Genomic DNA, 16831 nt, shown 5'->3' on the forward strand with positions numbered 1-16831 from the left:
ATTACAGTTCGAAATCACTCAAGTCATCGGTGTTAACTTCAGCGTCAATCTGACCGACTAAATAAGAGCTAACTTCCACTTCTTGTGGTGCCACTTGGACGTTATCCGATACTAACCATGCATTGATCCATGGAATTGGATTTGAACGTGCTTCAAATGGCAGTTTCAGACCTACCGCTTGCATGCGGATATTGGTGATATATTCCACATATTGGCATAGAATTTCTTTGTTTAGACCAATCATTGAGCCTTCACTGAATAGGTATTCAGCCCACTCTTTTTCTTGCTCAGCAGCATCAACGAAGAGTTGATAACATTGCTCTTCACATTCAGCAGCAATTTCTGCCATTTCAGGGTCGTCTTGACCTGAACGTAGCAGATTCAACATATGTTGAGTGCCCGTTAAATGTAGCGCTTCATCGCGTGCAATCAGCTTGATAATTTTGGCGTTACCTTCCATTAACTCACGTTCAGCGAATGCAAAGGAGCATGCAAAACTGACATAGAAACGGATGGCTTCAAGTGCATTGACACTCATTAAGCACAGGTAAAGTTGTTTTTTCAATTCGCGCAATGAAACAACGATTTGTTTGCCACCAAAAGTATGCGTCCCTTCACCAAACATATGGTAATAGTTTGTCATTTCAATCAGTTTGTCATAGTACGCAGAAATATCTTTTGCACGCTTCAGAATTTCTTCATTTTCAACGATATCGTCAAAGATAATCGCCGGATCATTCACGATATTACGAATAATATGCGTATACGATCGCGAATGGATAGTTTCTGAGAATGACCAAGTTTCAACCCAAGTTTCTAGCTCAGGGATTGAAATCAGTGGCAAGAATGCCACGTTAGGGCTGCGGCCTTGAATAGAATCAAGCAGCGTTTGGTATTTCAGGTTACTAATGAAAATATGTTTTTCATGATCTGGCAGAGCGTTGTAGTCGATACGGTCGCGAGACACGTCAACTTCTTCTGGACGCCAGAAAAATGAAAGTTGCTTTTCAATCAGTTTTTCAAAAATAGGATACTTTTGCTGATCAAAACGCGCCACGTTAACAGGTTGGCCGAAAAACATCGGCTCCTGTAATTGGTCATTCTTTTTTTGAGAAAAAATAGTGTATGTATGTGACATAACCATCCCTATTAAATTTTACACGCGCCGCCTTCACAATCGGAATCAGCAGACTCAACAACTTCTTCCAGGTCACCCTGAACATCTTCCGCGCCATCGCGAGTATTGTGGTAGTAAAGTGTTTTGACACCAAACTTATAGGCGAGCAATAAATCTTTTAGTAATTGATTCATTGGTACTTTGCCACTTGGGAAACGCGTTGGGTCATAATTTGTATTGGCAGAGATCGACTGATCGATAAATTTCTGCATGATCCCAACGAGTTGCAAATAGCCGTTATTCGATGGCATCTGCCATAACAACTCATAAGCACCTTTTAAATTTTCATAATCAGGAACCACTTGGCGCAAGATACCATCTTTGGATGCTTTAATGCTGACGTAGCCACGAGGTGGTTCGATACCATTGGTCGCATTCGAAATCTGAGACGAAGTCTCTGAAGGCATTAAAGCCGATAGCGTAGAATTGCGCAGGCCGTATTGTTGGATCTCTTTACGCAGAGTTTCCCAATCATAATGCAGTGGTTCGTCAGTTAATTTATCGAGCTCACGTTTGTAAGTGTCGATAGGTAATACGCCTTGTGCATAAGTGGTTTCATTGAACCACGGGCATGCGCCTTGCTCTTTCGCTAACTCATTAGAGGCTTTCAATAAGTAATATTGGATAGCTTCAAATGTTTTATGGGTAAGATTATTTGCGCTACCGTCAGAGTAACGTACACCGTGTTTTGCTAAGTAATAGGCGTAGTTGATCACACCCACACCAAGAGTACGACGACCCATCGAGCCTTTTTGCGCCGCTGGGATTGGGTAGTCTTGATAATCGAGCAGTGCATCTAACGCACGAACTGCGAGAACCGCTAGCTCTTCTAACTCATCTAAGCTGTTAATCGCCCCTAAGTTAAAGGCCGAAAGTGTACACAGTGCAATTTCACCTTCTTCATCATTGATGTTATTCAATGGCTTAGTTGGTAGTGCGATTTCTAAACACAGGTTAGATTGACGAACAGGGGCAACCTGCGGATCAAATGGGCTGTGTGTATTACAGTGGTCAACGTTCTGAATATAAATACGACCTGTCGATGCACGTTCTTGCATCATTAATGAGAACAGCTCAACCGCTTTAACGCTGGATTTACGAATGTTTTCATCTTGCTCATACTGAACATATAGGCGTTCAAACTCGTCTTGATCTGCAAAGAAAGCATCATACAAACCTGGGACATCAGATGGGCTGAATAGGGTGATATCTTGGTTTTTGATCAGTCGTTCATACATCAGTTTGTTGAGTTGTACACCGTAGTCCATATGACGTACACGGTTACCTTCAACACCTCGGTTGTTTTTCAGAACCAGCAAGCTTTCAACTTCTAAGTGCCAAATTGGGTAAAATAGGGTCGCTGCACCACCACGGACACCGCCTTGAGAGCAAGATTTTACCGCGGTTTGGAAATGTTTATAGAATGGAATACAGCCCGTGTGGAATGCTTCACCACCACGGATTGGGCTACCCAGTGCACGAATACGACCGGCATTTACACCAATCCCTGCACGTTGAGATACGTATTTCACAATCGCGCTAGAGGTCGCATTGATAGAATCTAAACTGTCACCACACTCAATTAGTACACAAGAACTGAATTGACGAGTTGGTGTACGTACCCCCGCCATAATTGGCGTTGGTAGTGAAATTTTAAAAGTAGAAACCGCATCATAGAAACGACGGATATAATCTAAACGAGTCTCTTTTGGATAATGAGAGAATAGGCAAGCCGCAACCAGAATATATAAAAATTGTGCGCTTTCGTAGATTTCACCGGTAACACGGTTTTGAACTAAATATTTTCCTTCAAGCTGTTTAACCGCGGCATAGGAAAAATTCATATCACGCCAATGGTCAATAAAACCATCCATTTGCTCGAAATCTGCTTCTGAGTAGTCTTCCAGCAAATGCTTATCATACTTGCCCATTTCAACAAGGCGTTTTACATGTGTGTATAATTTTGGTGGCTCAAACTGACCATAGGCTTTTTTGCGTAGGTTAAAAATCGCGAGACGCGCAGCAAGATACTGATAATCAGGAGTATCGCCAGTAATTAAGTCAGCAGCGGCTTTGATCATGGTTTCGTGGATATCAGAGGTTCTGATCCCATCATAAAACTGAATCTGAGAACGTAACTCTACGAGAGATACTGATACGTTATTAAGACCTTCCGCCGCCCAAGCAATCACTTTATGGATTTTGTCGAGGTCAATGCGTTCTTTATGTCCATCACGTTTTGTGACTAACAGACTCTGGTTCATGAGCAAGTACACCTTGGTTGGATTACAAATAGCAGACCCTAAACGTAAAAAAGCTCATGATGTAGGATCATGAGACTTGTATGTCAATTCTAGGATTACCACTATATGTAGTAGTTTATTAAGAATACAATAACAAGATAATGTTAATATGCGATTTTATCAAGTGTACAAATTTGATGGATCTTGTGGATAACAGGTTGGATAAGAAAATTGATCATGTCGGTAAGCTGCATGAGAAGAGGAGTTACTAAAAATTGCGTTACCGACATACTGGTCAAAATTATTTTGTAAAGTTGAGATCGTTTGCTGCTTTCTTAAACGTACCGCTTGCTATTTATTCGCTGATGGTATGCAGCATATAGTTTACATCTACGTTTGGACCTAACCAAAATTTATCTGTGATAGGATTGTAATGTAACCCTATGATATGTTTATCTTTTAATGGTGTTCTGTCTACCCAACCAATTAGTTCTGATGGGCGGATAAATTTTTTCGCATCATGAGTGCCTTTAGGAACCATCTTCATGACATATTCCGCACCGACTACCGCCATTAACCAGGCTTTTTTGTTTCGATTAATAGTAGAAAAAATAACGTGACCACCGGGTTTCACTAATTTGGCACACGCTCTCACCACGGATTGTGGGTCTGGAACGTGTTCTAACATTTCCATACAGGTCACAATATCGTAGGTTTGAGGATATTTATCTGCGTGTTGTTCCACTGTTTCTTGGACATATTCTACTGGAATGCCTGATTCTAGCGAATGTAAGCGGGCAACCATTAGAGGGTCGGCCCCCATATCTAAACCTGTGACTTCTGCGCCTTCTCTTGCCATGCTTTCAGATAAAATTCCACCACCGCAACCGACATCGAGGATTTTCTTGCCGAAAATACCTTCTACGCGTTGCATGATATAACCCAAGCGCAGCGGATTGATACGATGTAATGGTGCAAATTCACCTTCAAGATCCCACCAACGCGACGCGATCGATTCAAATTTTTCAATCTCTTGTTTATCGACGTTTAAATACGTTTGGTCTTGGGTATCGTTCATGTCAGGAGCTCCTATATCGATATCTATCCCCGCATTACCAAATTTTACCCGATGAACTATATTTAATTGCTCGTGTTCATACACGTTACAGATGATATAGAGAGGTATTAGTAATGGAGCGATAGCTGCCCGTAAGTTAATTTACTGCGATTGTGACCAATCATAGAATCTTTTCGAGACTATTACTTGATTATTCTACAAGTATCGGACACATAAACTCATTTTTCCGCTATTATACATAGCTTGAAAGACAAATACTCACTTCTCTTATCTCTTAATTAAGTAGGGGAGTTGTGGTATAGTTTACTCTTTGAATCTGAAGTTATGAGGGACAGTGGTTCCATGAGCGAGATTGCCAGAGAAATCACCCCAGTCAATATCGAAGAAGAGCTGAAAAGCTCATATTTGGATTATGCAATGTCCGTTATCGTCGGCCGTGCTCTTCCAGATGTTCGAGATGGACTGAAGCCAGTACACCGCCGAGTGTTATTCGCGATGAATGTACTGGGAAATGATTGGAATAAACCCTATAAAAAGTCTGCCCGTATCGTCGGGGACGTCATCGGTAAATACCATCCACATGGCGACAGCGCTGTTTATGAGACGATTGTTCGTCTCGCACAGCCTTTCTCTATGCGTTACATGCTGGTAGATGGTCAGGGGAACTTTGGTTCAGTTGACGGAGACTCCGCAGCTGCAATGCGTTATACGGAAATTCGTATGGCGAAAATTGCCCATGAAATGCTGGCTGACCTAGAAAAAGAAACCGTAGACTTTGTGCCTAACTATGATGGTACAGAGCAAATTCCTGCAGTAATGCCAACACGAATTCCTAACCTTTTGGTCAATGGTTCTTCGGGTATCGCTGTCGGGATGGCAACCAATATTCCTCCTCACAACTTAGGTGAAGTGATTAATGGTTGCTTAGCCTATATAGAAGATGAAGACATTAGCATCGAAGGCTTGATGGAGCACATTCCGGGACCTGATTTCCCGACTGCCGCTATCATCAATGGACGTCGTGGTATTATTGATGCTTATCGTACTGGTCGCGGAAAGGTATATATCCGTGCCCGTGCTGAAGTCGAAGTCGATGAGAAAAATGGTCGCGAAACCATCATCGTCAGTGAAATTCCATATCAGGTGAACAAAGCTCGCTTGATTGAAAAAATTGCTGAATTAGTTAAAGAAAAACGCGTTGAAGGTATCAGTGCATTACGTGACGAGTCTGATAAAGACGGTATGCGTATTGTGATTGAAATAAAACGTGATGCGGTGGGTGAAGTTGTCCTGAATAACTTGTATTCACTGACTCAACTGCAAGTTTCTTTTGGTATCAACATGGTGGCTTTACATCAAGGCCAACCAAAAATTCTGAATCTGAAAGATATTATCGCAGCGTTTGTTCGCCATCGTCGTGAAGTTGTTACGCGCCGTACTATTTTTGAATTACGCAAAGCCCGTGACCGTGCTCATATCCTTGAAGCATTGGCCGTTGCGCTGGCAAATATCGACCCAATTATCGAGCTGATTCGTAAAGCGCCAACACCTGCAGAAGCTAAAGCTGGTTTAATTTCGCGTTCTTGGGCGCTGGGTACTGTGGCAGCAATGCTGGAACGTGCGGGCGATGATGCTGCGCGTCCAGAATGGTTAGAGCCACAATATGGTGTTCATAATGGAGAATATTTCCTGACTGAGCAGCAAGCGCAAGCAATTTTGGATTTACGTTTACAAAAACTAACGGGTCTTGAGCATGAAAAACTGCTTGAAGAATACCGTGACCTTCTGAAGCAAATTGAAGAGTTACTGTTTATTTTACGTAGCCCTGATCGTTTGATGGAAGTTATTCGTGAAGAATTAGAAGCGATTCGTAATGTCTATAACGACGCTCGTCGTACGGAGATTACTGAAAATACAGCTGACATTAATATTGAAGATCTGATCAACCAAGAAGATGTGGTTGTGACGCTTTCTCACCAAGGTTATGTGAAGTATCAGCCTCTGTCTGATTACGAAGCACAGCGCCGTGGTGGTAAAGGTAAGTCAGCAGCACGTATTAAAGAAGAAGACTTTATTGAGCGTCTATTGGTCGCCAACACTCATGACACTATTCTGTGCTTCTCGAGTCGTGGTCGTTTGTATTGGATGAAAGTCTATCAATTGCCGGAAGCTAGCCGTGGGGCTCGTGGTCGTCCAATTGTTAACTTATTACCTTTAGAACAAGACGAGCGTATCACCGCAATCTTACCTGTTCGTGAATACGAAGAGGGCTACTATGTATTTATGGCTACCGCTAGTGGTACAGTTAAGAAAACACCTCTGCAAGATTTCAGCCGCCCAAGAAGTGCCGGGATTATCGCGGTTAACTTAAATGAGGGTGATGAACTGATTGGTGTTGATTTGACCAATGGTAGCAATGAAGTCATGTTGTTCTCTGCTCAAGGTAAAGTGGTTCGTTTTGCTGAAGACGCTGTTCGTGCCATGGGTCGTACTGCGACCGGCGTACGTGGTATTAAATTAATGGATGACGATAAAGTTGTCTCCTTAATTATTCCTCGTGGGGAAGGCCATATTTTGACCGTCACTGAAAATGGCTATGGTAAGCGTACAGAAGAAGCAGAATACCCAACAAAATCTCGTGCAACTCAAGGGGTTATCTCTATCAAAGTCAGTGAGCGTAATGGTCACGTGGTAGGGGCAATTCAAGTTGAAGATACTGACCAAATCATGATGATTACTGATGCTGGAACACTAGTACGTACCCGTGTTTCTGAAGTTAGTGTTGTCGGGCGTAATACTCAAGGTGTTACCTTGATTAGAACAGCCGAAGATGAAAAAGTGGTTGGCTTGCAGCGTGTTGCGGAAACTGAAGACGATGACAATGACAGCAACGATCAAGAAGATGCTGATGATGTAAACGTTGACAACGAGACAAATAACGAAGAATAGTTATTTAATACTTTGTTTTACGGGCGGTTTTCCGCCCGTTTTTCTATATTTACACTAGATAAAATATCTATAATTTATTGTTTATCGCTTTTCATTTAATTAATCGAGTATACTCAGTGTCAGTGAGACTGTACTTGCAGGTAACAGATTGAGATACTTACCCTCGTTTAAAACATCCCTTAGACTATCTCGAGATCTTTTTCGTGTCCTCGGCTTAATGTTATGGGGAATGGGGTTATTTATCACGCTATTCTTTCTCTATATGCAGTTTAACGAAAGCAAATCTGATTTACGCCAACAATTCCATTCCGGTTACGATAATCTACAAACCTACATCCAGCAAACCAGTACTACGTTGCGTCTGATCCATTCAATGACAGAGCAGCAAAAGGTAAAGTATGAAGAGTATCAGCAGAAAATAGATGTACAACCTGAATCAATCTCGATGCCTACATCAACGTCGTATAACCTTTATCCCCTGATACCTACTGCTGATTGTGAAAGTTTCAAAAAAAATACTAAAAATTATTTAGCAGCTTTTGAGCAATTAAACTACTTTTGGAAAGACAGTATTGGTGCTCCTCAAGGGCTTAATCACGTGTTCATTACAGGAACAATTAGCCAATGCATGATGGATTACCCAACACGCTCTGCAGTGACTGATCTTGAAGGTTTAAAACGAATTGCATATGAGACGACGCGCTCTTATAAAGCATTCAAGATGCAGGGGCAAGAGCATAATTTATATGCCATTGCGCATGGCGCTCAGTCTGATAATGGTCAAATTTATGTTTTGATGCCAATCTATAGTAGAAATCTATTGGTCGGTTTTATTGGTGTTGAGAGAGCCATTAATTTAAACCAGTTTAATTTGCGTAATAATAAAGCGGTCGATATTATGATCGTGAACTCATCGAACCAACCGATCCTATTTAGTTCATCTGATGCGAATATTAAAGCCTCTCCATTATTAGTGGCGAGTGAGCAAAATTATTTTGGTTTTAATTCTGATTATACAAAACTATTCTTTAAAAAACGTTTAGTGCCTTCTCAGCTCACTGTGATTTATTCTATATCAACATCCCATCTCATTGAAAACATAAAAAATTCAATATTTTATGCAATATTTCTTAATGTTTTCTCTGGCGGACTCATTTTCTTTCTTATTTGGTTATTAGAAAGAAAAATGTTGGAGCCAGCAGAAAATACGGCAATTCGTCTCGAAGAACATGAGCAGTTTAACCACAAAATTGTGGCATCCGCTCCTGTAGGGATCATTATTTTAAGACTTAGTGATGGTGGGAATATTCTTAGTAATGAGTTGGCTCATAACTATTTTCGATTGCTGAATGATGAAGATAAACAGCGAATACTCAGTATTATTCGTCAAAAATCTAGTAACTATATTGATGTTGTGACAACCAGCGGAACACACTTACAAATTAGTTTCGTGAACTCTCGTTACCAAAATGAAGATGTCGCTATTTGTGTGCTGATTGATATCAGCATACGTGTACAAATGGAGAAATCTTTGCAGGATGTCGCTGATGCCGCGGAACAAGCGAACCAAGCAAAATCTATGTTCTTAGCTACAGTTAGTCATGAACTAAGAACACCATTGTATGGGATCATCGGTAATATTGAGTTATTACAACGCTATGACTTATCAGATAAAGCGGTGAGGCTTGTTTCTACAATGGACAACTCATCGTCATTATTGCTACAAATTATTAGTGATATTCTCGATTTTTCGAAAATTGAATCCGAACAGCTAAAAATAGAAAATAAATCATTCAATTGTCGAGATGTTTTTGCTTTTGTTTTGGCAAATTACGTTCCTTTAGCAAGTAAGAAACATATTTCACTCTATTCTTATGTTGAACCTAATATTCCCGATCTAATGCTAAGTGATGCTGTTCGACTTCAACAAGTGATCTCTAATATCGTGAATAACAGCATTAAATTTACTGACTCTGGTTTTGTTATGTTGCACGTATGGAAGGATAGTAATTACCTTAAAATAGAAATTAAAGATTCTGGGATAGGGATGACGCCTGCGGTAGTCATGCAGCTATTTGATCCGTTCTTTCAAGTTTATGACCAAAATAATGGTCATAAAGGTACAGGACTCGGTTTAGCTATTTGTGAAAAACTGATTAACTTGATGGATGGTGATATTGCGGTTAACTCACAAGCTGGTCTTGGAAGTACCTTTACGATTCGAATTCCTTTATACGGACAAAAATATCTAGAACAGGTTATACCTGAATATCGAAAAAATTATCGTATTGCAGTGACTTGTCAAAATACATTCTTAATGAATTTTTTGATTAGATTACTGAAACACCACCATTTTAATGTGGTTGAGAGCCAACATATTGAAGACAACGAACATGTTGATTTAGTGATTACCGACCATCAACATGAGGTTGCTATTGCGGGAGAAAATCTCATTCGTTTACTTGATTTGTATACGGGTGAATTGATTGAAATTCAACCTAATGATTGGAGTTACAATACTTATCAGCTAGACAAATTACCGATGCTGATTGATAAAATCATTGTTAAAGTCGCCCAAAATTCAAAAGAGCTATTCAATGATGAGAATAAACAAGAGACTGATATAGCGCTAAATGAATTTAAAATTCTCATTGTTGATGACCACCCAATTAATAGAATGTTACTGGTTGAGCAACTAACGAGTATAGGGTTCAGTACGGGAACCGCGGTGGATGGATTAGATGCCCTAAAATATTTGGAGCATCATCAAGTAGATATTGTTCTGTCGGATGTGAATATGCCAAATATGGATGGTTATCAACTTTCAGGGGCATTACGAAAAACTGGTTTTAGCCAGCCTATTGTTGCGTTGACAGCGAATGCAATGGCAGAAGAAAAACAACGTTGTCTGGATGCGGGAATGAATGATTGTCTCTCTAAACCAACGTCGATTAGAGTACTTCGAGAGGCGTTGGTTAAATACGTAAAGCCCAACGCATAGATCCAATAGATTCAAAAAAATAAAAACCCGATTTCGGGTTTTTATTTGAATATCTAAAAAAACGAACTTATTCGCTAGGCGAGTTATCAATGCTCACTGAGGAAAGGTAGTTAAGCAGTGCAATATCATTTTCAACACCGAGTTTTAGCATCGCAGATTTTTTCTGGCTACTAATTGTTTTAATACTGCGATTGAGTTTTTTCGCGATTTCGGTCACTAAAAAACCTTCTGCAAATAAACGCAGTACTTCACTCTCTTTTGGTGATAAACGTTTATCGCCATAACCACTTGCATTCACTTTTTCAAGCAGTTTACTGACGCTTTCAGGCGTGAATTTTTTTCCTTTTTGTAACGCGGCAAGTGCTTTTGGTAAATCTGCTGGAGCACCTTGTTTCAGAACGATACCTTCAATATCGAGCTCAAGAATTGCGCTTAAAATTGCAGGATTATTGTTCATGGTAAGAACAATAATAGAAAGGTCAGGGTAATGGCGTTTAATGTATTTGATTAACGTAATTCCATCACCGTATTTATCGCCGGGCATAGACAAATCAGTAACTAGCACGTCAGCATTTAAACGCGCTAAGTTATTAATTAAAGAAGTAGAATCTTCAAATTCACCAACGATATTCACCCATTCGATTTGTTCAAGCGACTTTCTAATACCGAAAAGAACAATAGGATGATCATCGGCAACAATGACATTTAGGTTATTCATATTATTGGTTACCTTCTGGCATTAGTCTTTTTACTGAGACATCCAGTTCTCTAATGCAATTTTTTATTTCAAGTCCGTTTTCATCTGCTATGAAACGTTCTAGATCCTCACAGAGTTGATGAAGATATTCGAATTCAAGCATAGCAAAAACTCCCTTTAGTCGATGTGCAGTGTTTTTTAATTCGGTTAAATTCGCAACACTTTCACTATTATACAGTTTATTAATATCTATCGGTACTGTTGTGATAAACAAATCTTTATAATCACTCTTTGACAGAATTAAATGATAGCTATAAAGAATTTCATCTATTGAATGATTAGTTTCAAGCGGTTCGATAAGTTTTTTCTGCATCAAAATCTCTTGAGATGCAGGGTTATCTTCTACGAGCTCGGAATTTTCTATCAACAAAGAGATTGCATCAATTAATTCATCTGCAAAGTTATAGTTAACCTCGATGTAATTTGGCTTAGTTTTATGGATCCCACGTAAATTACCATTAATTTTAATTATGTTATTAAAATCAATTTCATCATTGTCTGTCAGTAATAGATCCCAATCTCCATGAGGCGAACTTTCATGTATATCAAGATATTCCGCACCATAGTTACTTAGGACTCGTTTTACTATGCGGGCACTATCTGCATTATGAATATTAAGCCGGATATAAATATCCTCTAGCAGGGCTGGATATTCATTGGTTTGCTGATCCATCAATGCAGGCAACAAGATTTGATAATGTGTCCCAATGGTTTCGCTAGATTTTATCGAAAATGAGCCATGCATTTTTTGAGTTAACAATTTGCAGAGATAAAAAGTCATTCCTGAACGTTTAAATACTGAAGTATGTAAAATTTGTCCAGTAAATGGGCTTTGTAGGTTATTTAACTCGATAGGGGTTAAACCAATACCGCTGTCTTTAATATTGATTTCAACTTCATGTTTTTCTTCATCGTAGTCAATAGAAACAACAATTTTACCAAAGGCGGTTGTTTCAATGGCGTAATCCCAGACTAATTGAAATAGTGTACGTAAATGGGATGGGCTACTTTCAATTAAAAAGTCAGGGTGAACGCGATTATAAAAGTAAAACCCTAGCCCCTTGCTTCCTAAATGTATTAAATTTTGCTTAATAAACTGGCTAATAAGGTGGCTAATAGAGAATTTTTCTTGTTTCCAATCTACCTGCTGAGCTTCGAGCTGATTAATTAATTCAATATTTTTAAACCAATTATGAATATAGAAGAACTGATTTTGAATCTCAATGAGTGATGCTTTGTCTTTGATGTGTTCGGAATCGGCAAGTAAAGTGAATGAGTGATCAATATGAGTGATTGCCGGTAAGATCTCACTGCAAATATTTTCAAATGCGATTTTTCTTAGTTGGATATTTCGCTGGTACTCACGATTTGCCATCTCTTGGCGCTTCTGTGTCAAAAGCTCTTTATCTTTATCAATAATGATAAAGAGAATGATATTCTCAGTGGCTGCACTATTAACTAAAATGATCTCATAAACATTATTTTCAATAGATACTTGGATAATATCATTGTGCTCAGTTGCCATTTCCTTGATGTGATTTAAGTCCATTGATGGAAATAACTGGTTAGCAATGCTATTACTCAATATTTTCTTGTTGGTATAAAAGTCATACACTAGGATTCCGTAAGAAATATGGCTAATAATATCGTTATTGAGTGTGTCTTTAAATCTTAACTCATTCAACATAGTCGCATTAGGTGAGATCACGCGCTTACGGATGAATACAGTCGTTAACATCGCTAAAAATGCCACTGCGAATATACAAACAATCAACCATAAGTTATAGCTGACCACACCGAATATGATATTTCTCAGCGATATATTGTATTGAACTTGGTAATTAGTTCCTTCAACAGGTTTAGATAACACGACGCTGGTTCCCACTAAGGACATACTAGATTCATTATTTGTCGAGTTATTTGCGCGCTGAGATAGCGAAACATCATTCCCTTGCAGCGTAAATGGCAGAATAGAATTAACTGAAATATCAAAAGAAATTACACTGCTGAGTCGCCCCGGTGAGTTGAACACTAAACGATAAGTATAATAGTAGACATTGTCAGCGCTATTTTTTTGTACATTAGAGATAATTTCACGGCGATCCAGTAAGGTGGATTGAGAAATCATGTCAGCACGCTTGTCTTCGGCAGTGAGAGTTAAATAGCTTTCTTTATAGCGTAGTTCCGGTTTTAAAATAGAATGGGTCGTGACCAGCACTAATGTATTATCTTGACCATTTAAATAATACATGGAGTTAAACTCGTTACGAGCTCCCCACACAATTTCCATATAGTTAGCAAGCTTAGATGCTAACACTTTACTACTCGGCTTATTGATTCCAAAAACCACTGAGTCAATAGTTTGATTGGCGCTACTTAGCCAATACATGTCATTACGGACTTCAGTCACAGTGATGTCGTTCATTGAGTCGGGGGCACTTTTATCATTTGCTAATTTATATATCTGACTGGCTTGATAACGGTAGTCTTCTATTTGATAAGCAAGACGGTTCGCCAGCGTATTGACCGCAGTTTGATGACCTTGCATCCACGCATGATAAAAGTTGTACAAAGATAAGAATAAAGTGGCGACCAGCAGAATAACAAACGCAATAAAGATGCGAGAAAGCGTATTTGATTTTAATAGTGATTGTTTGTACATACAGTCCTTCGCAGTCCCACGGGCAAATTGAATTAATTAGATTAAAAATCATACACCTAGACAGCGGGCAAATACTGATTTCTCCTCGATATTAGCATTTTTTTAGGGAAATAGAGAACAATTGAGTGAAGATTAGTCAAATGAACAAAAAAATGCAATTTTTTTACTTTCAGGGGTAGACAAGCCCCTGCGATTCCTCCATAATCGCGCCCCATGGAGAGATGGCCGAGCGGTCGAAGGCAGCGGTCTTGAAAACCGCCGATGGGTAACCATCCTAGAGTTCGAATCTCTATCTCTCCGCCAAATTAGCCGGCTTAGCTCAGTTGGTAGAGCAACTGACTTGTAATCAGTAGGTCACCAGTTCGACTCCGGTAGCCGGCACCAAATAAGAACCCGTTACATCGAAAGATGCAACGGGTTTTTTCTTTTTACTCATGCTTAGAAAAATAATGAAATTAATCATATCACTACTTTGTTTATCTATTATTACAGGATGCTCATTCACGCCTACATATGAGCCAAATAAGTCTGCATGGCCAAAGACACATAAAGATTCTCGCTCATCTGAACAAAAAAGAGTGGATAGGGAAGCGGTTCATGAGCAACAACGAGCAGTTATGAGAGGGGAAAAACCTGATTACGGGGTGTATGATAGGTACTAATTGTTATTGCAAAGTATATGAGCCAATGAGAATTAGCGTAGTGCAGGATAATAATGGTGCTTTATATAAAATATAAAGCAGAACAGAGATAATTTAATTTAGGATAATTTATCTTTAAAATTTCCTTTATTTGGTTTTTATAGCTCAATATTGAATTTTTAATACTAAAAAATACATTTATCAATCATTAGACAAAAGAATTCTATATCTACTTGTATCGAGTAGATTACGATTACCTATAGTTTATTTTCCTTTATTATTGAAGCCAGTTTTGCAGCATAAAGTATGACATTGAAAATAAAAAGATAACCATTAAATGTTGAATAACTTTGAGAAACAATAGAAAACGTCTGACCTGATTCATTGCAACTAACCTAAATATATGGAATGCAAAAGTTGAGTAATATTGAGATTAGCAGGGAAATAGTATTTTGCTAAAAAAATACATAATATTTTTTTAAATAAACTTATAGCAAGTAAAAATACTTATTTTTAGTCAATAAAAACCAGCAATATACCCCAATGAATAAATTGCTGATTTCTTCTATTGAATATCATCATGATCAAGCTGATCAAAGTTCATTGTATTTTTATCAAAATTAATAACTGTATTTTGATTATCACATTCTTGATTGGAAATCATTTTGCATGAAGTATTGATATGCTTTTCAGATATACCCGTCCACTCAGCAAAGAGATTCAAGAAGCTAAAAGCACTTCGTCGAGCAGAAATAACTTCCTGTTGAGTTGCATCAGAAGAGGTTATAAAGAATGGGATTTCAAAGTTTTGACGCTTTTTATCTCCATGAATGAGGTCTTCTTGATTATCAATAAATGATAAGCCATGATCGGAAAAATAGAGCATTGACCATGAGGTGTTTTGTTTTACAAGGATTTTTTGTAATTGTGAAAGCAGTAAATCAGTATTCTTTATTGTCTGTACATAGCAAGATAGTTTATCGCTCTTATAAAATTGGTCATAGGCATTAAAACTGCGCTCACAGAATGGGGAATGGCTTCCAATTAAGTGTACAACGATCAATTTATGTTTACCGGGCTGATTAAGAGATTCGATAAATTTAGGGATAACCGGTGCATCTTGGGACATAACATTATCATCTATTAGCTGGCTTCCCCCTACGAAATGGTTTTCAGTGGCACGTTTGGCAATCGAAGCTACTGGGCCATCATGTCTACCAAAAATTCCTTGTCTTGATATCCAGTATGTTTTAAAACCGGCTTTATTTGCTAAGGTTATTAGATTATTAGGCATTTTTGGATACATTGATAACGTATGGGATAACGATAAATTTGTTGATCCTGCTGCAGAGATAAAATTATTAAAAATATAGCCGGGAGCATTATCCATGAATGGTGTATTTTCAAGAGGAAAACCGTAGCTATGCATAAAATCTCTACGTGCACTCTCACCAATAACAACAACATAAATATTGTATTTTGGATTTACTGTTGGAGATACGAAGGTATCGTCCCCTTCAACAGATTTTTTTTCTTGATTTAAATAATCTAAATAGAAAAGACTTTCAGTGAAAAAACGAAACTCGGGGAGCCCTGAGGTTAAAAGTAGCCTCCAGCTTCCACTCGACATAGCTTTGATGGGCGAAATTGCTGTAATAATAATGAAAAATGTTAGAAATGCGTATTGGCTTTTTTTACCTATTTCAAATTTAAGCCGAGAGACAAAGACACCAAAGGCAAATAACAAAATCGATAGGGCATAATATTTTAAATTTATGTTTGTTAAGAAACCTTTCGCTTCTTCACTGTCAGTATAATAAAAAGAGGAAAAAATATTATAATCAGGATAGCCGTACAATAAACCTACGGGTAAGTAAAATGAAGCTATCACTGTGTAGAACAAAATAATAATTCTATAGGTTATCGTAAAGCGACTAATGACAACAAGTAGCCCAGTCATCGCGAGAACATAGAAAATTTTGAAGTGATACCCCATTGCATAATGAATGGCAGTAAAAAATAAAAATAAAATTAACGTATTAAATGATGTTTTGTTCTTGACTAATTTAAGCATATTATTATCTATGATGGAGCTATGGTTGAATTTTAGCCATTTTATAAAGAATCCTCAGACCTCAGACAGAGAATCTTGCCATTAGAGCGTCTAATCTTGCTGTTTTTATCGTACTAAAAATCATCAAACGATAAGAGAAATAGCATAGAGTTTGCAGAGATTTTTTTGCGCTGATGAATGGTAAATGAAAAAAAACAAATAGTAAAAACTATTTTTATTCAATATCTTTTTGATTATCAAAATACACTA

The 16831-nt window shown here is 38.3% G+C and carries 8 protein-coding genes and 2 tRNA genes; 4 read left to right on the plus strand and 6 right to left on the minus strand.

Annotated features, from left to right (window positions below):
* Position 1 precedes the first annotated feature (1 nt).
* From nrdB to ubiG, 3 genes are all read right to left on the minus strand, one after another.
* Positions 2–1138, minus strand: coding sequence for a class Ia ribonucleoside-diphosphate reductase subunit beta (gene nrdB, locus PR761_RS01585; protein ID WP_039855355.1), 1137 nt, complete (start codon positions 1136–1138; stop codon positions 2–4).
* 11 nt (positions 1139–1149) lie between these two features.
* Entirely contained in the window at positions 1150–3441 is a 2292-nt protein-coding gene (nrdA, locus tag PR761_RS01590) for a class 1a ribonucleoside-diphosphate reductase subunit alpha (RefSeq protein ID WP_006815510.1), read from the minus strand.
* A 334-nt stretch (positions 3442–3775) separates the two neighbouring features.
* Positions 3776–4498 carry a bifunctional 2-polyprenyl-6-hydroxyphenol methylase/3-demethylubiquinol 3-O-methyltransferase UbiG gene (ubiG, locus tag PR761_RS01595; protein WP_039855353.1) on the minus strand — a complete coding sequence of 241 codons (723 nt, stop codon included), beginning with the start codon at positions 4496–4498 and terminating at the stop codon, positions 3776–3778.
* A gap of 342 nt (positions 4499–4840) precedes the next feature.
* Between ubiG and gyrA the strand changes: the two genes are divergently transcribed.
* Both gyrA and rcsC read left to right on the plus strand, forming a co-directional pair.
* Positions 4841–7447: a DNA topoisomerase (ATP-hydrolyzing) subunit A gene (gyrA, locus tag PR761_RS01600; protein WP_039855351.1), complete on the plus strand. Its 2607-nt coding sequence runs from the start codon at positions 4841–4843 to the stop codon at positions 7445–7447.
* A 148-nt stretch (positions 7448–7595) separates the two neighbouring features.
* Positions 7596–10448, plus strand: a complete 2853-nt coding sequence (gene rcsC / locus PR761_RS01605) for a two-component system sensor histidine kinase RcsC (RefSeq protein ID WP_154611168.1) — start codon at positions 7596–7598, stop codon at positions 10446–10448.
* A gap of 67 nt (positions 10449–10515) precedes the next feature.
* Here rcsC and rcsB read toward each other — a convergent pair whose 3' ends face one another.
* Positions 10516–11166, minus strand: a complete 651-nt coding sequence (gene rcsB / locus PR761_RS01610; protein WP_004259923.1) for a response regulator transcription factor RcsB — start codon at positions 11164–11166, stop codon at positions 10516–10518.
* 1 nt (position 11167) lies between these two features.
* Complete coding sequence (gene rcsD / locus PR761_RS01615) at positions 11168–13867, minus strand: phosphotransferase RcsD (RefSeq protein WP_006815506.1); 2700 nt, start codon at positions 13865–13867, stop codon at positions 11168–11170.
* A 215-nt stretch (positions 13868–14082) separates the two neighbouring features.
* On the opposite strand from rcsD, the gene PR761_RS01620 reads away from it, so the two are divergent.
* Together PR761_RS01620 and PR761_RS01625 are read left to right on the plus strand one after the other, a co-directional pair.
* Positions 14083–14170: transfer RNA gene (locus tag PR761_RS01620), tRNA-Ser, on the plus strand.
* A gap of 5 nt (positions 14171–14175) precedes the next feature.
* Positions 14176–14251: transfer RNA gene (locus PR761_RS01625), tRNA-Thr, on the plus strand.
* An 822-nt stretch (positions 14252–15073) separates the two neighbouring features.
* On the opposite strand, the gene PR761_RS01630 is transcribed toward PR761_RS01625, so the two are convergent.
* The gene (locus PR761_RS01630) at positions 15074–16582 is read right to left on the minus strand and encodes a phosphoethanolamine transferase (protein WP_006815505.1); all 1509 of its coding nucleotides are present in this window, start codon (positions 16580–16582) and stop codon (positions 15074–15076) included.
* Positions 16583–16831 lie beyond the last annotated feature (249 nt).

It is taken from the genome of Providencia sp. PROV210, from assembly GCF_028479445.1.
GTDB lineage: Bacteria > Pseudomonadota > Gammaproteobacteria > Enterobacterales > Enterobacteriaceae > Providencia > Providencia rustigianii.